The sequence below is a fragment of the Pseudomonas sp. Emmai genome (assembly GCF_055179735.1).
The window spans coordinates 4,324,697-4,345,111 of record NZ_CM143685.1 but is presented as its reverse complement, the minus strand read 5'-3'; the positions used below and the strand labels follow the sequence as shown (position 1 = coordinate 4,345,111).

19 protein-coding genes, 1 tRNA gene and 1 pseudogene are annotated in these 20,415 nt (G+C 56.8%); 13 read left to right on the top strand and 8 right to left on the bottom strand.

Going from position 1 to position 20,415, the window contains the following annotated elements; translation table 11 throughout:
* Window positions 1-63: 63 nt before the first annotated feature.
* The 5 genes from ACY4LX_RS19945 to ACY4LX_RS19925 all read left to right on the top strand — a co-directional run bounded on the left by ACY4LX_RS19945 (window position 64) and on the right by ACY4LX_RS19925 (window position 6,454).
* Window positions 64-1,245, top strand: coding sequence for a ComEC/Rec2 family competence protein (locus ACY4LX_RS19945; RefSeq protein ID WP_463257555.1), 1,182 nt, complete (start codon window positions 64-66; stop codon window positions 1,243-1,245).
* On the top strand, window positions 1,242-3,467 hold the full coding sequence (locus tag ACY4LX_RS19940; RefSeq protein ID WP_463257554.1) for a Mov34/MPN/PAD-1 family protein: 2,226 nt from the start codon (window positions 1,242-1,244) through the stop codon (window positions 3,465-3,467). The genes ACY4LX_RS19945 and ACY4LX_RS19940 overlap by 4 nt, the downstream gene beginning before the upstream one ends.
* A 201-nt stretch (window positions 3,468-3,668) precedes the next feature.
* Window positions 3,669-4,460, top strand: coding sequence for a hypothetical protein (locus ACY4LX_RS19935; protein ID WP_463257553.1), 792 nt, complete (start codon window positions 3,669-3,671; stop codon window positions 4,458-4,460).
* Between the two features lie 69 nt (window positions 4,461-4,529).
* Window positions 4,530-5,426 carry a ComEC/Rec2 family competence protein gene (locus ACY4LX_RS19930; protein ID WP_463257552.1) on the top strand — a complete coding sequence of 299 codons (897 nt, stop codon included), beginning with the start codon at window positions 4,530-4,532 and terminating at the stop codon, window positions 5,424-5,426.
* Window positions 5,427-5,575: 149 nt separating this feature from the next.
* A complete protein-coding gene (locus tag ACY4LX_RS19925; RefSeq protein ID WP_463257551.1) occupies window positions 5,576-6,454 on the top strand; it encodes an MFS transporter in 879 nt (292 codons plus the stop codon).
* 519 nt (window positions 6,455-6,973) lie between these two features.
* On the opposite strand, the pseudogene ACY4LX_RS19920 reads toward ACY4LX_RS19925, so the two are convergent.
* Together ACY4LX_RS19920 and ACY4LX_RS19915 are read right to left on the bottom strand one after the other, a co-directional pair.
* Window positions 6,974-7,318: pseudogene (locus ACY4LX_RS19920) on the bottom strand (ATP-binding protein); the annotation flags it as partial.
* Window positions 7,319-7,845: 527 nt separating this feature from the next.
* A tRNA-Ser gene (locus ACY4LX_RS19915) sits at window positions 7,846-7,933 on the bottom strand.
* A gap of 244 nt (window positions 7,934-8,177) precedes the next feature.
* Between ACY4LX_RS19915 and ACY4LX_RS19910 the strand changes: the two genes are divergently transcribed.
* Window positions 8,178-8,849 (top strand): Bax inhibitor-1/YccA family protein, encoded by a 672-nt coding sequence (locus tag ACY4LX_RS19910; RefSeq protein ID WP_149661506.1) that lies wholly within the window; start codon window positions 8,178-8,180, stop codon window positions 8,847-8,849.
* A gap of 78 nt (window positions 8,850-8,927) precedes the next feature.
* Here ACY4LX_RS19910 and ACY4LX_RS19905 read toward each other — a convergent pair whose 3' ends face one another.
* The 3 genes from ACY4LX_RS19905 to ACY4LX_RS19895 all read right to left on the bottom strand — a co-directional run bounded on the left by ACY4LX_RS19905 (window position 8,928) and on the right by ACY4LX_RS19895 (window position 10,529).
* Window positions 8,928-9,596 carry a hypothetical protein gene (locus tag ACY4LX_RS19905; RefSeq protein WP_463257550.1) on the bottom strand — a complete coding sequence of 223 codons (669 nt, stop codon included), beginning with the start codon at window positions 9,594-9,596 and terminating at the stop codon, window positions 8,928-8,930.
* A 108-nt stretch (window positions 9,597-9,704) separates the two neighbouring features.
* The gene (locus tag ACY4LX_RS19900) at window positions 9,705-10,034 is read right to left on the bottom strand and encodes a YceK/YidQ family lipoprotein (protein WP_149661504.1); all 330 of its coding nucleotides are present in this window, start codon (window positions 10,032-10,034) and stop codon (window positions 9,705-9,707) included.
* A 57-nt stretch (window positions 10,035-10,091) separates the two neighbouring features.
* Entirely contained in the window at window positions 10,092-10,529 is a 438-nt protein-coding gene (locus ACY4LX_RS19895; RefSeq protein ID WP_133839030.1) for an Lrp/AsnC family transcriptional regulator, read from the bottom strand.
* 135 nt (window positions 10,530-10,664) lie between these two features.
* On the opposite strand from ACY4LX_RS19895, the gene ACY4LX_RS19890 reads away from it, so the two are divergent.
* Complete coding sequence (locus tag ACY4LX_RS19890) at window positions 10,665-11,558, top strand: DMT family transporter (protein ID WP_463257549.1); 894 nt, start codon at window positions 10,665-10,667, stop codon at window positions 11,556-11,558.
* Window positions 11,559-11,561: 3 nt separating this feature from the next.
* Here the strand turns inward: ACY4LX_RS19890 and ACY4LX_RS19885 are convergent, their stop codons facing one another.
* Together ACY4LX_RS19885 and ACY4LX_RS19880 are read right to left on the bottom strand one after the other, a co-directional pair.
* The gene (locus ACY4LX_RS19885) at window positions 11,562-12,599 is read right to left on the bottom strand and encodes an FUSC family protein (RefSeq protein WP_463257548.1); all 1,038 of its coding nucleotides are present in this window, start codon (window positions 12,597-12,599) and stop codon (window positions 11,562-11,564) included.
* 38 nt (window positions 12,600-12,637) lie between these two features.
* Window positions 12,638-14,263 carry an NADP-dependent glyceraldehyde-3-phosphate dehydrogenase gene (locus ACY4LX_RS19880; protein ID WP_149661501.1) on the bottom strand — a complete coding sequence of 542 codons (1,626 nt, stop codon included), beginning with the start codon at window positions 14,261-14,263 and terminating at the stop codon, window positions 12,638-12,640.
* A gap of 253 nt (window positions 14,264-14,516) precedes the next feature.
* Between ACY4LX_RS19880 and ACY4LX_RS19875 the strand changes: the two genes are divergently transcribed.
* The 4 genes from ACY4LX_RS19875 to ACY4LX_RS19860 all read left to right on the top strand — a co-directional run bounded on the left by ACY4LX_RS19875 (window position 14,517) and on the right by ACY4LX_RS19860 (window position 18,308).
* Window positions 14,517-14,906: a c-type cytochrome gene (locus ACY4LX_RS19875; RefSeq protein WP_463257547.1), complete on the top strand. Its 390-nt coding sequence runs from the start codon at window positions 14,517-14,519 to the stop codon at window positions 14,904-14,906.
* 17 nt (window positions 14,907-14,923) lie between these two features.
* Window positions 14,924-16,318, top strand: a complete 1,395-nt coding sequence (locus tag ACY4LX_RS19870) for a D-arabinono-1,4-lactone oxidase (protein ID WP_463257546.1) — start codon at window positions 14,924-14,926, stop codon at window positions 16,316-16,318.
* Window positions 16,318-17,601, top strand: a complete 1,284-nt coding sequence (locus ACY4LX_RS19865) for a DSD1 family PLP-dependent enzyme (protein WP_463257545.1) — start codon at window positions 16,318-16,320, stop codon at window positions 17,599-17,601. Before ACY4LX_RS19870 ends, ACY4LX_RS19865 begins: the two co-directional genes overlap by 1 nt.
* 185 nt (window positions 17,602-17,786) lie before the next feature.
* Complete coding sequence (locus ACY4LX_RS19860; protein ID WP_463257544.1) at window positions 17,787-18,308, top strand: GNAT family N-acetyltransferase; 522 nt, start codon at window positions 17,787-17,789, stop codon at window positions 18,306-18,308.
* Between the two features lies 1 nt (window position 18,309).
* On the opposite strand, the gene ACY4LX_RS19855 is transcribed toward ACY4LX_RS19860, so the two are convergent.
* Window positions 18,310-19,002 carry an aspartate/glutamate racemase family protein gene (locus tag ACY4LX_RS19855; RefSeq protein WP_463257543.1) on the bottom strand — a complete coding sequence of 231 codons (693 nt, stop codon included), beginning with the start codon at window positions 19,000-19,002 and terminating at the stop codon, window positions 18,310-18,312.
* Between the two features lie 79 nt (window positions 19,003-19,081).
* Between ACY4LX_RS19855 and ACY4LX_RS19850 the strand changes: the two genes are divergently transcribed.
* The gene (locus ACY4LX_RS19850) at window positions 19,082-19,843 is read left to right on the top strand and encodes a helix-turn-helix domain-containing protein (RefSeq protein ID WP_463257542.1); all 762 of its coding nucleotides are present in this window, start codon (window positions 19,082-19,084) and stop codon (window positions 19,841-19,843) included.
* A 70-nt stretch (window positions 19,844-19,913) separates the two neighbouring features.
* The gene (locus tag ACY4LX_RS19845; protein WP_463257541.1) at window positions 19,914-20,408 is read left to right on the top strand and encodes a hypothetical protein; all 495 of its coding nucleotides are present in this window, start codon (window positions 19,914-19,916) and stop codon (window positions 20,406-20,408) included.
* The last annotated feature ends 7 nt before the right edge of the window (window positions 20,409-20,415 follow it).

Below are 20,415 nucleotides of genomic sequence, written 5' to 3'. Positions count from 1 at the left end.
TATACGTATCTTAACCCCTCAAGAGGCCGGACTCAATCATGCGTCCCCGCCTAGGAGGCGTCGATGGCAGCAAAGTTCACGTTTTTTCAGGTAGGCAATGGTGATATGACTCTCGTGCGTCTCGCAGACACTCGAGTGACCACTATCTTGATTGACACTCACATCCGTGCCGCAGCTGACAATCTCGAGGACGAAACGCCGGACGTCGCGACAGCGCTTCGACAGCGACTAATCTACGACAAAGATGATCGTCCATTTGTCGATGCGTTCCTGCTAAGCCACCCTGACCAAGATCACTGTGGTGGATTGCGCAAACATTTCTGGCTGGGGCACCCGGACGACTATCCGGACGACCATCTCGACCGGTGGGAAAAACGCATCATCATTCGGGAGCTCTGGTCGTCCCCTTTGATTTTTCGCCGCCGCTCAAAGCACCACACGCTTTGCGACGATGCCTGTGCTTTCAATAAGGAAGCACGTCGTCGGGTTAGCTACTGGCGCGACCATGGCTATGCCGACAGTGGCAATAGAATCCTCATCATGGGGGAGGACATCAACGGCAAGACAGATGATCTGACTTCCATTCTGGTTAAATCGGGCGAAAAATTCAGTCGGATCGATGGCCAATGGTCGACAGTCTTTTCGGCGCACCTCCTGGCGCCAGCGCCACACGAAGATGATGAAGAACTCGAGGAAGAACTGTCGAAGAATGAGTCCAGTGTCATCATGAACATGGAAATTTCTCCATCGGTGTTTTCCACAAAACCGACGCGGTTTCTGGTTGGGGGCGATGCTGAGGTGTTGATTTGGGAGCGGATGTGGAATCGTTTCAAAGACGATCCGCAAGCACTGGAATACGATCTTTTGCTCGCTCCGCATCACTGTTCTTGGCACTCGTTGTCTTACGACAGCTGGTCGAAGAAGGGAGAGAATGCAAAAGTCTGTGAGGACGCTCGTAATGCTTTGGGGCAAGCTCGTAGTGGGGCCACTATCGTCTCCAGCAGCAAAAAAATTCTAGGCGATGCGAGTGACCCACCATGCATCCGCGCCAAGCGAGAATATGACGATATTCTTGACGCAGTAGATGGGTGGTTCGGCTGCACGGGTGATTTGAAGGACAAGGCTGTTCTTGAGTTTGAAGTGGCGTCGAACGGGAAGCTTATACGCGCTGGGATCGGCCTTGCATCCGCTGCGTCGGCTACTGCAGCTGCGGCGGCGCCACGTGCGGGCGCCTGTCGCCAATGATTGACTATTTCGAACTCGGCGAGCATCTCGACTGGTCGGACAGAGGCGAGTTGTATCCTGCCACTGCTGCTCTAGTTAACGCGTGCCAAGAACATCCTGATATCGACTTTCAGGAGTTACGCTTTGAGCAGCAGGGCGGTAGCCGTACCGAGTTCGTCGTCATCACTGCAGGAGACGGCACGGTGGCGGAGGGCAATCCAGGCGGCATTCGTCGCAGGGAACGTTTGGCGATTAGTGTCAATCCGACGCACCGAGTGCCCATCGTAGTTCTCACGTTGCGCAAAGATTTCCCAAGCCTTTCACACCAACATGCAAGGGCGCCCGGAATGCCGCGCACGCTTTGCCTGTACGAGATGGTGTGGAGTGCCGTGGAACGAAGCTGGACTGCGGAGCGGTTTCTCAGCCGAATGTTCTGGTGGCTGAGGGAGTCTGCGCAACTGCGTCTACACCGGGAGGATCAGCCGCTTGAGCAACTGTTCTATATGAGTCCCTATCAACTCATTCTCCCGGCCAACCACGCGGAGTATGCCAAGCCTGCCTTTGGAAAGCTGTCCATCCAGCGGGTCGACGAGGGCCAAACTGTTACTTTGAAGGCCGTGCCTGCAGACGAGGCTTGCGGTTCGAAGTCAGTCAGGATGATCGCAATTGGTGTGCCTGCGGTCGACACGAACGCTGTGGCCACGTTCCCGGAAACGCTGGGTGCCCTGCACGAACAGCTGGTGTCTTGGGGGAGCAATCTCTCGACTCAGCTGTTCGACTCGGTATTTGACGCGATCCCAGATGGCATAGCTTTGTCGAAAGGGCAGGTGGAGGGGCTGCTGATTCTCGTTTGGGTTCCCCGGATTCGAAACGGGGAGGTCGAGCGCCCAGATGTCATGGGGTACATGGTCAATGCATCGCTGTTTGAGCTCGCTAGTGCAATGGATATGCTTGGGCCGAAAAACGCTAACGGGGTTCACTTCCGTGTCCAACTCCTAGATGGTCGATTCGGTGCTGCGTGGAAGTCCTTTCCGGTCTTTCCGGTGGAGATCCGGCCTTCGATGGATGCTAATGCTGCGCGAGACTTGTCGGCGATCGATCCCCAAGGAGCATCTTTTCAAGGTGTCCTCGCGGGAGTAGGTGCTCTCGGCGGTACCCTTGCTGATATCTGGGTACGTGAGTGCTGGGGTCATTGGACATTCATCGATCCTGACCAAGTCTTACCCCACAATCTGTCCCGACACATTGCCGTCGACAGCTACGTTGGTTACCGAAAGGCTCTCGTCGTTCAAGATATAGCGAAGGCTATTTATCCACACGAATCGCCACCCGGGGCGATAGTCAAAAGCATTGTCGGTGAAGGGGAAGATATCTCTAAAGCGCTGAGTGCTGCCCAGTTGGTGGTGGATGTGACCACGACCTTCGAAGCCCCCCGAGGCTTGGCTTTGAGAGATAACGTGCCTCGCACCGTAAGCTTGTTCATGACGCCATCGGGTCTCTCCAGCGTGATGATCATGGAGGACGCTCACAGGCTGCAACGCGTCGATGCGCTGGAAGGTCAATACTACCGCGCAATTCTAAATAACGAGTGGGGCGCCTCACACCTTGCCAATCACTACGGCGACCGCTGGGTGGGCGGTGGCTGTAGGGATATCTCTGTGCGGATGTCTAATGAGTGTATTCACCTGCACGCGGGGATCTTGTCACGTCAGCTACGCCAATCAGTTGTTAAAGATGACGCTCGGCTGTGCATCTGGACATCCGATGATCTATCGGGTGCTGTCTCTGTCCATGAGGTTCAACTATTCGCGGTGACGTCAGTGCAGACCGGGGGATGGGCTGTTAAATATGACCAAGGCTTGGTTCAGAAATTGAAAGAAACCCGCGAGCTTGCCCTTCCCAATGAAACTGGGGGAGCCATTCTGGGTGTTACAGATTTCAAAACTAGAACAATTATCTTGGTCGACGTGCTGCCTGCGCCGCCAGACAGCGAAACAAGCCCCAGTCATTTCATTCGCGGAAAGCAAGGACAGGAAGAGGCTCTGGAAGTAGTTCATCGACGAACCGCTCGTGTGGTGGATTACGTGGGTGAGTGGCACTCCCATCCGCCTGGTTGTTCGGCACGGGCCAGTGCGGAAGACGAAAAGCTGCTCAGCTCTTTACATCGGAAGATGAGTGCCGAAGGTTTACCAGCAGTGATGCTTATTGTCTCGGTCGATCAGATAAACATTGTTGTTCGATAAAGCGGCCCTGTCTCAGCTCATTAAAAAGCTTGGGCCGTAGTAACTGCTCGGTATCGCAATTTTAGTATCAGCTGCAAAAGCTCGGGCTAAGAAGCCAAGGCGTCGATCCCAAGGCGCAGAAGTTAGTAGTACAAAAAGAAGCTGGGTGAGTTAAGAGTTACGTTGTAGCTAAATTTGATGAATCTAAATAATGGATTGATTATGGTTGCAATATTTGAGTTGGTCAAAGATCCTTATGAACGAAAGGCTAGGGTGATTCCAGGGCTTTTAGTGTCACTGCCTCTGCTCGTACCTTTATTGTGTGTTTATGGGGCGAAGCATCCTGTACTCACAAGTGTTATTGGGCTGCTAGGGGGGTGTGGTGCGATCTACGCACTGGCCAGTGTGGCGCGGGGACGAGGCAAAAAACTTGAGGAGAAACTACTAAAGCAATGGGGTGGAATGCCAACAACCTTGGCTTTACGGCACCGAGATAAATTCTTGGATAGCATCAGTAAACAAAGGTACCACCGCGAGATTTCTTCCAAGCTAGGGATTGAGATGCCTAGTGAGCAGGACGAGGCTTTGGATCCTGTTAAGGCAGATGACGTTTATATTGGTGCGACTAAGCGCTTAAGAGAATTGACTCGTGATAACAAAAAGCTGCTTTTGAAGGAGAACATTGCATATGGTTTTCATCGCAATATGGTCGCGATGAAGCTAGTTGGAATTCTTTCCTGTCTTTGTGGTTTAGTGTATGGAGGATTGATCGCTGGGGTAATCCGCGTCCAACCGCCTCATTTCGAATTGGTTCATCTTGCGGATCCAGGTCTTGCTGCAGGACTGACCATCCTGATATCAAGCTCTTTGCTAACTGCCTGGCTATTTTATTTTGACAAAGATGCGGTAAAGCGTATGGGGTTTGTTTACGCTGAACGTTTATTCGAATGCCTAACATCGATGCCTACTCCAAGGTCGCGAAAAAAAGTTGTAAAGGCTCCTACGGATTCCTAGTTTTTACATGGTTTTTTGCTGCGCGTAAAGTTAACAAGTTAATCCTAAAAATTTGTGCGGGGGGGCGAGATGCCTACAATTAAGAGTTTGTCAGTCGGTAATGGTGATATGTTTTATATTCTTCATGGTGGAGACAATTTCACTATGATTGATTGTAATTTAACTGCAGATAATGCTGATGAAATCATCGCAGAGCTGAAGGATGTATCGAAGACGAAAGGAATGCGACGTTTCATTTGCACACACCCTGATGAAGATCATTTCAAAGGTATAGAGAAGCTGGATAAGAAGTTTCCTATTGCGAACTTCTATTGCGTAAAAAATAAAGCGCAAAAACCGGACCTAACGGATTCGTTTCTTCACTACTGTGTATTGAGAGATGGAGATAAGGCTTTTTACCTTGAAAAAGGGTCTAAGCGAAAGTGGTTAAACCAAGGTGATGAAGACCGAAGCTCCTCCGGTTTACAGATCCTATGGCCAGACACTTCCAACGCAAATTTTAAGGAGGCCCTCCGAAAATGTGACGAGGGAGACAGCTTCAATAACGTATCATGCGTATTAAGATATTCTGTAAAAGGTGGCGCGAGCTTCCTATGGTTGGGAGATCTCGAGACTGAGTTCATGGAAAGCATCGTTGATGAGATCGAACTGACAAAAACAACTGTGGTTTTCGCATCACATCACGGGAGAGCGTCAGGCAAGATACCCGATTCTTGGCTAGAGAAACTCGACCCCCAAATCATCGTAATTGGAGAAGCACCGTCGCGCCATCTTCATTATTACACTGGATATAATGTTCTCACCCAGAATAAGGCGGGACATATAACCATGGACTGCGTCGATGATAAGCTAGACGTCTATGTCGCCAGTGAAAATTATCACCGGGATTATCTAGAGGATCATGGCAAGAATGCTTTTCCTGGATACATTGGATCTCTAGAGGTGGAAACTGAATACACGCTTTAACTATTTGATGCATGTGTCGGTCTGTTTGGCCGGCACTCTCGGCTCATAATGTTTAAGTGGTTTGTCGATGTGGTTTATTGCTCGCAGGTGGCGAGATTTACAATAGTTTGCTCGATATTTTATTAAAGTGATGATATGAGGCCTTGGGTGTGAGTGACCTGAAAGAATGTAAGTGTGGTTCTGCTGATGTAGATAATGATCTTGCTAGTCTGCGCGTGAGTGCCTCTATGGAAAAAGCAAAGCTGAGTGCAGTCCGAACCTCCTTGCTAAATACTTCGTTCGTTGCAGTCCTCTTCTTGATAGCGTCTTTCGTAAGTGCGGAAAATCACGCAAATATGGCGCTGTTTTTCATGGTGATTTTTGTCTTTTTGGGGCTGTATGTTTTTATCGGTACAATGGAAACAACTATCTTTCGGAATCTCATAGATCTGAAGGCTTCGCTGATTGCTTGGGTTGTGTTGTTTGCATACTTTGCATATGTTGCAAAAGCGCAGGCTGTAAATGACATAAACTCATTATTTCATATCGATGCTTCATTGTTGCCCATGACGCTCTTCGCGGCCACCGTATTGCAGGTTATGAGCATGCTGTTCTGGCCTGTGATTGTGATGTCGATCCTCATCGCGATTGTCGCTTATCTATGGCGACACGAGTTTGTGGGGTCGCACGAAGGTTTCGCGATAGTGATAACTCTTGCAATAAGCGCTGTCGCGCAGGGTTTTTTTGCAGCATTGGTCTGGGGATGGGTCGATACAGCTGGCCAGCGAAAATCTACTATCTACCGGATCGCACACTTCGCCGACTTCAACTCTTCATATCGTTGTTTAGGAATGGATGAAGGGAAGCTAAGTGTCGTGTTTGTCGATCCAGCCAAGACTAGGGTACTCAGTGCTCCGAAGATCCCGGAGTGGTCGTCGATGCAAAGCCCCAAGGCGACATGGCTTCAACCTCTGAATATCCCGAAAGAGTTCCCTCAGAGGCCGTGCATCCCTTACATTAATCAGCAAGAACCAGTAGAAAACGAATGATGAATTACGGCCCATTACTGGGACGTTCCTCTTCATGACGTCGTGCCGTGGGGCTGCCTATGGCGTACCGCCGAGAACTGCCTGCGCAAAGCATTCTAATGTCCCGAAATTAGATCATTCAGTTCGATTTGGTGGGTTAATGTCCCGAATCGAGAGCCTTATGGCAGGTCTGCATGATGGGGTGCTTGTAGGATCGTAACCCTCGTAGACGAGTTGGTAGCACTGAGCTATCGTCGCACCACAGTGGCCAGGCTCCTGATCAGGGACAAGTTACATCGGGCTTCAACCGGCCCACTTCGGCTTTGCCCTCAAGCTCAAACGTAACTCCAAATGGCCTCTGAGTCGTTGTTGTCGGCGCTGATTGAAAACTGACCCACCCTGCCGATTGAAAATTGACCCAGGGCAGATTGCCGATTTGTCATCAGCAATTGTGGATTAGCGTAGCAGTCCTGTCCGATCTCAAAAGATCGAAAGCCCCACCACATGTGCGCATGTGACAGGGCATTTTTCCGATGGGGATCAAAATGGCTCATCGTCCTCAGCAACATCACCTTCCTTGCGCTTTCGCTCACGTGTCTTGATCTTTGTCTGGTCAGCCAGAGTGCTGTGTTGCAGCCGATAGGACTCATTACCTGTTTCAACGATGTGGCAGTGATGCGTCAGTCGATCCAGCAGCGCTGTGGTCATTTTGGCGTCGCCAAACACACTCGACCATTCCGAGAAGCTGAGGTTGGTCGTGATGATCACGCTGGTGTGCTCGTAGAGCTTGGACAGAAGATGAAACAGCAGCGCGCCACCGCTTTGGCTGAAGGGCAGATAGCCCAGCTCATCCAAGATGACGAGGTCTGTGCGCAGCAGCCCCTGCCTGTGGTTGGTTGATCCCTATTAATCTCCAGTAGCTATGTACATACCTAGTACATGAGGCTGCCCTGTTTTGGCTGCCGAAGCGGGGAAGGAGATGCAGTTCAAGGTTTTCGAAGGGGGGGATGGATAGGCATGTCAGCTCACACCCGGTGTGAATGAGTTCAATCGCTTCGTAGTAAATAGAGCTAGCAAAAGCTGCGGGGGCGTAAAGCAGAGCGTAGGGCGTCTAGTAACACACTGCCCAATCGATTTTGGACTGATGGAATAGGAAGAGTGACGCTGAACATGAATGCGGAAACCGAGTACGGAATCTAGGGTGTACCTCACGGCTGCATGAGGCCGAGATAGTGGATTGCACCCAACATAGCGCAATAATGAGCAACATAATGCAACTAATTTGATGCGCCTTATTTATCAAGAGTGCTTGTCACGGGATTACACGCAGAAAAAGCAGCCTACCCATGGCTTAGCAGACAAAAAAAGGGCTTAGGTTTTAGCCTAAGCCCTTGATTTTACTGAATTCGCGGCGGGGAACCAGGGATTCGAACCCTGGGAACGCTATTAACGTTCGCCGGTTTTCAAGACCGGTGCATTCAACCACTCTGCCAATTCCCCGGTGTTTCCGATTGTGCAGCTTACAAGATGCAACTGAACAGAACCTTAGATAAGAACTCATGGACCTGTTACAGTCGACGGTTTTCAAGACCGTTGCCTTAAACCACTCGGCCACACCTCCGTTTGCGTTGCGGGCGCCATAATACCTGAATGAAACACGCTGTCAAACTCTCTGCATGGCTTGTTACAGAGCGTCTGTTATGATCTTTGCGACTGAACGTTTCAAACCAACAGGAGTGTCGCCATGCGCGAACAGGATTACGCAGTTAATAACAGCGTGCAGGCTGAGCAGCTAGAGGTTAGCCGCGTCCTGCGCAACACGTACGGCTTGCTCGCTCTCACCCTCGCATTCAGCGGTGTGATGGCGTTCGTTGCACAGCAGATGCGTGTCGGCTACCCGAATATTTTCGTGGTGCTGATCGGCTTCTATGGCCTTTTCTTCCTTACCAACAAGCTTCGTGACTCGGCCTGGGGCCTGGTGTCGGCTTTTGCGTTGACCGGTTTCATGGGTTTCCTGCTTGGCCCAATCCTCAATCGTTACCTGGGCATGCAGGGCGGGGCTGAAGTGGTCAGTTCCGCTTTCGCGATGACTGCGCTGGTGTTCGGTGGTCTGTCGGCCTATGTGCTGATCACTCGCAAGGACATGAGCTTCCTCGGTGGTTTCATCACCGCCGGGTTCTTCGTGTTGCTGGGCGCGACGCTGGCAAGCATCTTCTTCCAGATCAGCGGTCTGCAACTGGCGATCAGCGCAGGTTTCGTGCTGTTTTCCTCGGTCTGCATTCTGTTCCAGACCAGCGCCATCATTCATGGCGGCGAGCGTAACTACATCATGGCGACCATCAGCCTGTATGTATCGATCTACAATCTGTTCATCAGCCTGTTGCAGCTCTTCGGCATCATGAGCCGCGATGACTGATCGCAAGCCTTGAGTAATAAAAAACCCGCTTCGGCGGGTTTTTTATGGACGTCTCTTTCACTATCGGACAGGTACGCTTTATTTCAGAGGCCGGGATATTTCAACCATATCGGCCGCGCTTACTTTCAGCCGCAACGTCAGACCCTGCAGCTGTCTCATTTTCAACATGCCCAACTGCCCGCCCTTTCGCTCGTGCTTATTGGCATCCAAGCCGTGACATTCGAGTCTTCGTTCAGGGCGACTCTTGGTGTCCGCGTCTTCCCAGTGGCAGCGTACTTCAAGCAATTGCTCGTCCAGCCTGGTCGCGAGCTGCTCGTCCTCCTTCAGGAATGTTTCGACTTCAAGTCCAACGGTGGAGGTTTCAAACGTATTGCGACCGGCCTGTGACCGATCCCGGATCGTGAAGTCGAAACTGTTGAGCGCCAGTGTGCAATCGCCGACTCTTTTGCCCAGCTCCACCTCGAATTCAGACGTATAAGGTGTAGGGGACAGCTGACTGTAAAACATCGCTTTGTCAGGATTGGGATCCCCGGCGTAATCGTCGGGCAAGATGCATACACTGGTGAACAACGGACGATAGGAGGCGGTTACGTCCACGACAAACTGGGCGGGCATCTCAGTCTTGAGGGTCACATGATTGGAAAACATCGCGCAGCCTGTTGCTTGAATAATCAGGCTTCCCAGCAGCAGGTTGCGCACGAGACGAGGTACGGCGCTGGGACAGAGATGCCGTAGTAACGGGCGCATAAATACTTCCTTGTAGTGTTGCCGGTCGGCAAACGGGGTGCGCACTCTAGCGGTGTATGAAGAGTGGTGAAAGCGAAAACCCTATTACGATCAGGAAAGGGGCCTTCCTTACTCCGCCACGACAATGCTGCCATCGGCTTGTTGGCGATAGATGGTGTAGGGCAGGAGCATGGTGTCAAGTGCGCCGGAAATGACCGCATCGATCAACACAATAATTGTTCCGTTGTTGTATTTCTCCGGATCGACGCCTGCCTCCAGCGGCGCATGCAGGGTGCAGAAATCATAGGTCACACCACTGTAGATCCGTGGAACCGCACCGCAGTAGCTTCTTTTTTCCTTGAGACTCTTTGCCGCCGCTTCGTCACTGCGCACCACCGTTTGAACAGTGCCGCAACCCACCAGCATCAATGCGGCGAGTAATATTGCCTGAGTTTTCATGCCGCCAATCCTTCGCCGGTAAACCATCAATCTATCCCATTCAGCCCCAAACCACACTCACGCCATCGGTGGCAACCGGCGCTTGACCGGGGTTTTTTTCACTATCGCTGTGTTGGTCTCGGCGTGGGTGTTGAGGCGGTCGAGCAAGGTGTCCAGTTGTTCCATCGAGCGCACATGCAGGCGTGCAATGAAGCAGTCGTCGCCGGTGACCTTATCGCACTCGGTGAATTCGGGAATGGCCTGGATCTGCCGCTCGACTTCCTGCAATTGCCCAGGCAATGGGCGAATTCGCACGATGGCTTGCAGCTGATAGCCAAAGCATCTGGGGTCGATTTCTACGGTGTAGCCTTTGAGCACGCCGCGTTCTTCGAGTCGGCGCAGGCGCTCGGCCACGCTGGGCGATGACAACCCGCTGATCTGCGCCAAGGCTTTGAGCGAGCGCCGTGAGTCTTCCATCAAGGCGCTGATCAGCACTTGATCAATATCGTCGGTCATGGCGAAACCTCGATTAGGCAATTAAACAAAACGGCCTCGATAAAAAAGGCAGAAATCGAGTTTAGCCTGATTTTTGCGCTGGAGGAGACGTTCGACGGATTGGCATAATTTGCGCTCAAACACAGGAGTCTGATGATGGACAAAACACTACGGCGCGGGTCATTCGAAATGACCGCCGCCATGCTTATTTCCGGAACCATCGGCTGGTTCGTGCTGGTGTCGGGCCAGCCGGTGCTGGACGTGGTGTTCTGGCGTTGCGTATTTGGTGCCGGCACCTTGTTGCTGATTTGCGTGGCTTTCGGCTTCCTGCGCCCCGGTATTCTGACCCGCACCACGTTTCTGTTGGCCGTGCTCAGCGGGATGACGATTGTCGGCAACTGGGTGCTGCTGTTCGCCTCCTATTCCCGTGCATCAATTGCCATTGGCACGGCGGTGTACAACGTTCAACCGTTCATGTTGGTCGGCTTGGCCGCGCTGTTTCTCGGGGAGAAAATCACCTTGCAGAAGCTGTTCTGGCTGGGCATTTCCTTTCTCGGAATGCTGGCGATTGTCAGCGCCCATGGCGAGCAGGGGGCGGGCGGCAATGATTACTTGATGGGGATCGGCCTGGCGCTGGGGGCGGCGTTTCTTTATGCGGTGGCTGCGTTGATCATCAAGCGCCTGACCGGCACGCCGCCGCACCTGATCGCCTTGATTCAGGTCTGCACCGGCGTACTGTTGCTCGCGCCTTTCGCGCACTTTTCGGCATTGCCCCAAGCGCCGAGTGCCTGGGCCAGCCTGGTTACCTTGGGCATCGTGCACACTGGTTTGATGTACGTATTGCTCTACGGCGCCATCCAGAAACTGCCGACGGCACTGACCGGCGCACTGTCGTTCATCTACCCGATTGCGGCGATTTTCGTTGACTGGTTCGCGTTCGGCCATCGCCTGGAGCCGCTGCAATGGCTCGGTGTGGCCGCTATCCTGCTGGCCGCTGCCGGTATGCAGCAAGGTTGGGGCCTGAAGCTGCGCCGGGCGGCCACGCCGTAAGCCTCAGAGGTTCCAGCGCGGCGCAGTCTTGGCCAGGCGCTGGCGCATTTCGCTGATGTTCGCGGCCAGTTGCCGGGTCAACAGACGATAACCATCCAGCGGACTGTAGACCGGCGCGTCGAGACCGATTTCCGGCAGCTCCACCGGCCGGTTCAGCCGCTGGGCGGCCCCGGATTTCAAGGCCCGGGCCATGCCGATCAACTGCACGCGGATCTGCCGGTGCTCGGCTTTCAACGCGGTTTGAAGATGCGCCATGGCCACCGGATCACTGGCATCCGGACGCGTGTTGCCAAGGATTTCCAGGGTGCTGACGCACATCCGCAGATTACGTTGAATGGCATCCAGTTCAGTCATGGAAATCCGCACTTCCTTGGACACCGACGGCATCAGCGAGCGCAGTTGCACCAGCACCGTATTCAGGCGACCCATGATCTTCAGGTGTTCGTCCGCGGTGACCGGTTGGCCATTGATGATGCGCCCATAAAGGGTCGCGCAATCGCGCAAGGCGTCGGCCAGGTTGTAGCGCCAGGAGAACACCGCGTACAGCGGCAGGGCGAAGGAAAACGCCAGGGCCAGGGCAATGCCGATCAGAATGTCCACGCCGCGCCACAACCCGTCTGTGACCGGGTTATCGCCATGCCCGGCGACGATAAACACGGTAATCGCCGACAGCAGCGCCGTGTAGCCGCCCTTGCCGATGGCGTGATACGAGAAGAACCCGCACACCACCGACATCGCGAAATACGTCAGCCACGGCATCCCGAGCCAGGCCTGTTGCGCCACCAGTAGCAAGCCGACACCGGCGCCGATCAAGGTGCCGATCGCCCGCTCGGCGGCTTTCTTGCCGATGTTGCCGTGATGCTGCAAGCCGCCGATCACCACCAGCATGGTCACCGACGCCCACTCGCCGTGGGGCAGGTGAATGCCGGTGGTCAGCAGGATCGTCGCCAGCAAGCCTAGCGACACCCGCACCGCGTGGATCACTCGCGCGTTGCGATAGCGCCGATACGGGTCCAGCAATGGACGCAGCAATCGACGCATCAGCGGTGGCAGGCGATAGGCGCTCAGATAGCGTCTCCTCAGAAAATGTAATCGGTGGTCAGGAAGCTCGAATCCCGCCCGCGAATGATCTCGCTGATCAGCGCTTTATTGCTGTCCTGGAACTTGGTCGCCACCAGCGTGCGGATCGAAAACACCCGCAGCGCATCATGGACCGACAAAGTGCCTTCGGCGGAGTTCTTGCGACCGTTGAACGGGAAGGTGTCCGGGCCGCGCTGGCACTGGGCGTTGATGTTAATGCGCCCGACCTGATTGGCAAAGGTGTCGACCAGTCGGCCGACCGCCACCGGGTTCGTACCGAAGATGCTCAACTGTTGGCCGAAATCCGATTCCAAGACGTAGTCGATCACCGTGTCCAGATGCCGGTAGGGCACGATCGGCACCACGGGGCCGAACTGTTCTTCCTGATAGACGCGCATCTGCGGGTTCACCGGGAACAGCACCGCCGGGTAGAAGAACGACGCCCGGGCCTGGCCTCCGTTGGGGTTGACCACGGCAGCGCCTTTGCTCACCGCATCCGCCACCAGCGAATGCAGGTAATCGACCTTGCTCGCTTCCGGCAGCGGGGTCAGGGCCACGCCGCTGTCCCACGGCATGCCGGGTTTGAGGGTGGCGAGTCTGGCGTTGAATTTTTCGATGAACGACTCGACCACGTCTTCGTGGACGAAGAGGATTTTCAGCGCGGTGCAGCGCTGGCCATTGAACGACAGGGAACCGGTGAGCGCTTCGCTGACGGCGTTGTCCAGATCGACTTCGGGAAGGACGATGCCGGGGTTCTTCGCATCCAGGCCCAATGCCGCGCGCAAGCGGTGTGGTTTCGGGTGCAGTTTCTTCAGGTCACTGGCCGCTTTGTTAGTGCCGATAAACGCAAAGATATCGATCTTGCCGCTGGCCATCAGCGCGCTGACGGTTTCCCGGCCGCTGCCGTAGATCACGTTGATCACGCCAGTCGGGAAACTGTCGCGGAACGCTTCCAGCAACGGCCGGATCAACAGCACGCCGAGCTTGGCCGGTTTGAACACCACGGTGTTGCCCATGATCAGCGCCGGGATCAGCGTGGTAAAGGTTTCGTTCAGCGGATAGTTGTAAGGCCCCATGCACAAGGCGACGCCCAGCGGTACGCGGCGGATTTGGCCGAGGGTGTCCTGCTCCAGTTCGAAACGGCTGGAGCGGCGGTCGAGTTCCTTGAGGGCGTTGATGGTGTCGACGATGTAATCACAGGTGCGGTCGAACTCTTTTTCCGAGTCCTTGAGGTTCTTGCCGATTTCCCACATCAGCAACTTCACCACCGCCTCACGCTGTTGGCGCATGCGTCCGAGGAAGGCTTCGACGTGCTGGATGCGCTCGGCCACGCGCATGGTCGGCCACAGGCCCTGGCCACGGTCGTAGGCGCGGACGGCGGCGTCGAGGGCGGTCAGGGCGGTTTCGGCGTCCAGCAACGGCGTGCTGCCGAGGATCACTTGCTCGTCGCCATTCTCGCCGGTCAGGTACACCGGGCTGCGGACTTGGGCGAGGGGGCCGTTCCAGGTGCGCAGTTCGCCGTCGACCAGGTATTCGCGCTGCTCGGTCTGGCCGTCGAGGCGGTATTTTTCCGGGATGTCGCTGCTGTCGGGAAACAGATTGCCAAGGATGTGTGCTGTGGTCATGTCGCTACCCCGTCTGGATTCTGTGATGCGCTGATGAATCGTTTTAGCAGACCTGACCCTTGCTTGTCATGACTCATCTCAGCGTTTGTGCCGCTCGGTCTTTTGAAGGGCGGAACGGGTCATGGCCTCAGATGCCCCCCTAGTTGGCCCGCAATGCCCTCAACCCGGGCGCGCTGGTGCCTTAGTGTTGACCTCGCCTTGATCACAATAAAAAGGTGTCTCCCGCTGCGGGGCGCCACAAGAGAGGACCGCCATGCGGGCACGTCGATTCACTGAAAAGCCTAGCCGTTGTTTGGCGTTGGTGGGCTGCGTCTTCGCCGCGCTGCTGAGCGGTTGCGGTGATGAGCCAAAGCCCCCGGTCACCCGCAGCGAAGTGGCCAACGCCATGCCCACAGACACCGCACTGGCCCAGGTCTACGCCAACAGTTGCAAGCTCTGCCACGCCAACCCCGCCGCCGGCGCACCGCTGACCGGCGATCAAAAAGCCTGGCAACCGCGGGTGCAGCAAGGCGCTGACACGCTGCTCGATCACGCGATCAACGGCTACAACGGCATGCCGCCGATGGGCCTGTGCATGCAGTGTTCGGAGGACGAGTTCCTCGCACTGATTGCCTTCATGTCCGGCCAGTCCATCCCACAATAAGAACGGCAGGTGCACCCATGACGATGGACCTGACACGACGTCAGTTACTGCAACGGGCGAGCGTTATCGGCGCCTTCACCGCGCTCGGCGCAAGCCCGGCGCTGGCCGAGTTGTTGCGCGCGCCGCGACTGATTCCCTGGCGCAACTGGTCCGGCGGCCAGAATTGCCTGCCAGCGGCGCGACTGGCGCCGAAGAACCTCGATGAACTGACCCAAGTCATCCGTCAGGCCCCCGGCAAAATCCGCCCGGTCGGCTCGGCTCACTCCTTCAGCGCCCTGGTGCCCACCGACGGCACGCTGGTGTCCCTGAGCTACTTCACCGGCCTGCTCGATCACGACCCCCAGACCTTGCAGGCCGAGTTCGCCGCCGGCACGCCGATGTCACGCATGGGCACACCGCTCAAGGACATCGGCCAGGCCCTGCCCAACATGGCCGACATCGACTATCAGACCCTCGCCGGCGCCATCTCCACCTCGACCCATGGCACCGGCAAAACCTTTCAGTCCTATTCGGCCCACGTCTGCGGCTTGCAACTGGTGACTGCCAGCGGCGACGTATTGGACTGCGACAGCACCCGCCATCCCGAGGTGTTCAGCGCCGCCCGGGTCTCCCTCGGCGCGTTGGGCGTGGCCACCAAAATCCGTCTGCAAAATCGCCCGGCGTATCGGCTGCGGGAGCGCCAGTGGATCGCCAAGACCGAAGAGCTGCTGGAAGACCTCGACAAGAACACCCGGGAAAACCAGCACTGGGAAATGCTCGTGGTGACTCATTCCGACTACGCCTTGTCGATTGCCCTGAACGAAACCACCGACCCGGCCACGCCACCGATCCCGGCGGATGAGGAGGGCGGCAACGAGTTCGTGACCCTGATCGAAAAAATCGACAAGTACGCCAGCGACTTCCCCGACCTGCGCCGCACGCTGCTCAACAACCTGCGCCACCTCGCCAGTTTCGACGACCGGGTGGGCGACTCGTTCGACATCTACGCCAACGTGCGCACCGTGCGGTTCAACGAGATGGAGTATTCAGTGCCGGCGGAACACGGCCCGGCCTGCCTGCGGGAAATCCTCAAACTGATTCAGGACAAAGACCTGCGCACCTGGTTTCCCATCGAGTATCGCTATGTGAAAGCCGATGACATTCCCCTGAGCATGTTCGAAGGCCGCGACAGTTGCTCGATCTCGGTGCACCAGCATTACCAGATGGATCATCACAATTTCTTCGCCGCCGTGGAGCCGATCTTCTGGAAATACAACGGCCGGCCGCACTGGGGCAAGTTGCACACGTTGAACGCCAAAAACCTGCAGCCGCTGTACCCGCACTGGCGGGCATTCATTGACGTTCGCCAGGCGCTGGACCCCAGCGGCAAGTTTCTCAACGCGCATTTGTCGTCGATTCTGGGGGTGAACTGATGGCCATCAATCGCCGCAGTTTCCTGCTCGGCACCTTGGGCGTGGGCGCCTTGCTGGTGGGTGTAGGCGCCTGGCTACGGCCGGGGGATCGAGGAGGGCCGTACAGCGACTATTTCCGCGCCTTGAACCGTGAACTGAACGCTCACGGCCCGATGCGTCCGGTGATGCTGATCGATCTGGATCGCCTCGATCACAACATCGACGTGGTAATGAAGTCGGTCCAGCGCGCCGGCAAACACCTGCGTCTGGTGGAGAAATCCCTGCCGGCACCGGGGCTGCTGAGTTACATCGCTCGGCGCGCCGCTACGAAGCGTTTGATGTCGTTTCACCAGCCGTTTCTCAACCATGACGCCGTGCTGTTTCCCGACGCCGACCTCCTGCTGGGCAAGCCGCTGCCGGTGCGTTCGGCGCAGCTGTTTTACGAAACCCACAAGGGGCCGTTCAACCCGGCGAAGCAATTGCAGTGGCTGCTCGATACCCCGCAAAGGCTTCAGCAATACCTGGCGCTGGCGCAAGGGTTGGGCACGCGGTTGCGGGTCAATATCGAACTGGACGTTGGCCTGCACCGTGGCGGCGTCAGCGATTTGGACGTGCTCGGGCAGATGCTGGCGCTGATCAGCGCACGCCCGCAGCACCTGGAATTCGCCGGCTTCATGGGCTACGACCCGTTCGTGGGCATGGGTGTGCCGGGGATTCTCGGTTCACCCGAGGCACTGTTTGAAAAAGTGATGGTGATCTACAACCGCTGCGTCGATTTCACCCGCCAGCAGTACCCCGGTCTGTGGCGCGAAGGGCTGACGCTTAACACCGCCGGTAGCCCGAGTTATCGCATGCACGAACAGGAACGCGTGAGCACTGAAGTGTCCGTGGGCACGGCGATGCTCAAGCCGACGCACTACGATTTGCCGTCGCTGGTGGACCATGTGCCGGCGGCGTACATCGCCACGCCGGTGTTGAAAAGGACCGGGGCGGTGAACATTCCGGCGCTGGATGACAAGTCGAAACTGTTCTCGTGGTGGGACGCCAATCAGCGCGAGACGTTCTTTATATACGGCGGCAACTGGATGGCCGAGTTCGAATCGCCCTTGGGGTTACAGAGCAACGGCGTGTACGGCCGCAGTTCCAACCAGGAAATGGTCAATGGCTCCAGCGCCGTGGGGCTGGCGGTGGAAGATCAGGTGTTCTTGCGCCCGACGCAGACGGAATCGGTGTTGTTGCAGTTTGGGGATTTGCTGGCGGTGCGCGGTGGCAAAATCGTCGACACCTGGCCGGTCTACACCTGAGCGCGCAGATCCCCTGTAGGAGCGAGCGATGCGGCGACCCGACTTGCCCGCGAAGGCGGCGTGTCAGACAACAGAGATGTCGACTGGGACGACGCCTTCGCGGGCAAGCCTCGCTCCTACAAGAGTGGCTCGCCATTCAGGTGGATCGCGGGTTAGAGTCAGGGGCCATTCAAGGAAGAATCACCATGCCCACCACCGACGCCATCATCACGATCCAGCGCTTCAGCGAATCCCACATCGACGGCATCACCGCGCTCTACAACGACCCGGCGATCACCCGCCAGGTGCTGCAAATGCCGTTTCAATCCACCGAAGTCTGGCGCAAACGCCTGATGCCGGAAAACGAGCGAGTGGTGCAACTGGTGGCGCTGCATCAGGGTGTGATCATTGGCAATATCGGCCTGGAGCAGTTTTCGCGGATCCGCCGCAACCACGCCGGCAGTATCGGCATGGGCGTCGCGGTGGAGTGGCAGGGCAAGGGCGTCGGCTCGAAGCTGCTGGCGACGGCATTGGACATCGCCGACAACTGGATGAACCTGCGCCGGGTCGAGCTCTCGGTGTACGCCGACAACGAAGCCGCCATCGGGCTCTACCGCAAATTCGGCTTTGAAGACGAAGGCCTGTTCCGCGACTACGCCGTGCGTGACGGCGTGCTGGTGGATGCCTTGAGCATGGCGCGCCTGCGTTCCACGCCCAAGGCCGGTTGAGTCAATCGCCCAAGGTAAACGCCACTGCCGCCCGGGCATGCAGTTCGGTGGTGTCGAGCAGGGGCAGGGCGCTGTGCTCGGGTTTGATCAGCAGGCCGATTTCCGTGCACCCGAGGATGATCGCCTGGGCGCCCCGGGCGGTGAGCGATTTGATGACTTGCTGATAGACCTTGCGCGAAGCATCACTGATCACCCCGACGCACAACTCGTCGTAGATGATCCGGTGCACGGCTTGGCGTTCCTCGGCTTCCGGCACCAGCACCGTCAGGCCCATGGCGCTCAGGCGATCCTTGAGGAAGTCCTGTTCCATGGTGAACGCGGTCCCCAGCAAGCCCACCTTGAGCGCACCGGCCTCGACTGCCGCCTGGCCGGTCGGGTCGGCGATGTGCAGGAACGGAATGCTGATCGCGGCCTGAATCTGCCCGGCCACCTTGTGCATGGTGTTGGTACACAGCACCACGCACTCGGCGCCGCCCGCTTCCAGCCTGCGCGCGGCATCCACCAGGATCGCCGCCGCATCGTCCCAGCGCCCGGCATGCTGGGCCTGTTCGACAGGCCCGAAGTCGACGCTGTACATTAACAACTGCGCCGAACGCAACGGTCCGAGGCGGTCGCGGACCTGCTGGTTGATCAGGCGATAGTATTCGGCGCTGGACTCCCAGCTCATGCCGCCGATAAGGCCGATGGTGCGCATGCTGTGCTCCTGTTTAATGACAACCCTTTGTCAGAGAGTCTCCCGTGGATCCGCGCTTCGATCTATCAGGAAATTTCACATGCTGAGCCAACGCCTGCTGGACGATCAACTCTGCCTGCAACTGCTGCCGCGCGCGGCGTACAGCGCGCGGGATCCGGCGCAATGGCACACGCTTGGCGTAACCCTGGAGCGTCAGCAAGGCGTGCATGCCATCGATTCCGACCGTCGAGTGGACTTCGACACCTTGCCCGGCGTCCTGGCGCACACGCCGGTGGGTGTTGAGGTGTTTTCCGAATCGGCCAGTGGTGGCGAATACTTGCTGCTGCGGGTGGACGAAGCGTTTGCCCGTCAGCATCTGCCATCGATCAATCACCGCATACAGTTCGCGGGCCAAAGCCAGGCATTGGGACTGGCCCGGACGCTGCGCCGCCTGCTGCTCGATCCGCAACCCGACGCACTGGCGCTAGAGCAAACGGCACTGCAACTGGTGGGGCAAGCGGGGGCAAAAACAGATTCCCGGACCGCACCCAAGGCCCTGACCCGAGTCATGGACCAGATCGCCGAACAGTTTCATCAACCCCTGAGCCTGGAGCAGTTGGCCGTCACTTACGGGCACAACGAATTGCGGTTTCTGCGCGACTTCACCCGGGCCATCGGCCTCACGCCCCACGCGTATCTGGTGGAAGTGCGCCTGCAAGCGGCGCGGCGGATGATCGAGCAGAGCGACTCTCCCCTGGCCAGCATCGCCCTGGACGCCGGCTTCGCCCATCAGTCGCACATGGGCAGCGCCTTTCGCAAGCACCTGGCCATGACCCCCAGCCAATACCGCTCGCGCTTTTAGTCGTACGCCGGCCGCTGGCTTCTGCCATGCTCAAAGTCCGCAGCACCGCTTCACTCAAAGGAACACCGCAATGGACGACGTACGGCAACTGGGCGAGATGCTTCGCCACTACGCAGAAAGCGAAGCGCACAAGAAGCAATTGTTTGAAACGCAATCGGCCGTGTGGGCGACGCGTATTGGTGAACTGTTCGATCATATCCAGCAATGGCTGGAACCGGTCCAGGCCCCGAACCTGCTGGAAGTCAGCCGCGAGCTGTACGTCGCGTCCGGGCCGAGCGTGCCGGTCGAGACTTCGACCTTCAAGACCGAGAAGCTGACGATTGTGATTGCCGGCAAACCGGTGGAGTTCGTACCGGACGTGATGGGCGCCGGTGGCCTGATCTCCCTGGCTGTGATGGGCCTGACCGCCGCGCGTTACGGCAGCATCTCGCTGGTCAGCCTGCCGCCGTCGACCAGCTGGCAATGGCGCAAGACCAATGGCCTGAAAGACCCGGATACCTTCGCGTTTGATGCGGATTTCCTGGCGGTGCAATTGCAGAGCCTGATTCCCCGCGAGCGCGGCTGATCGAGCA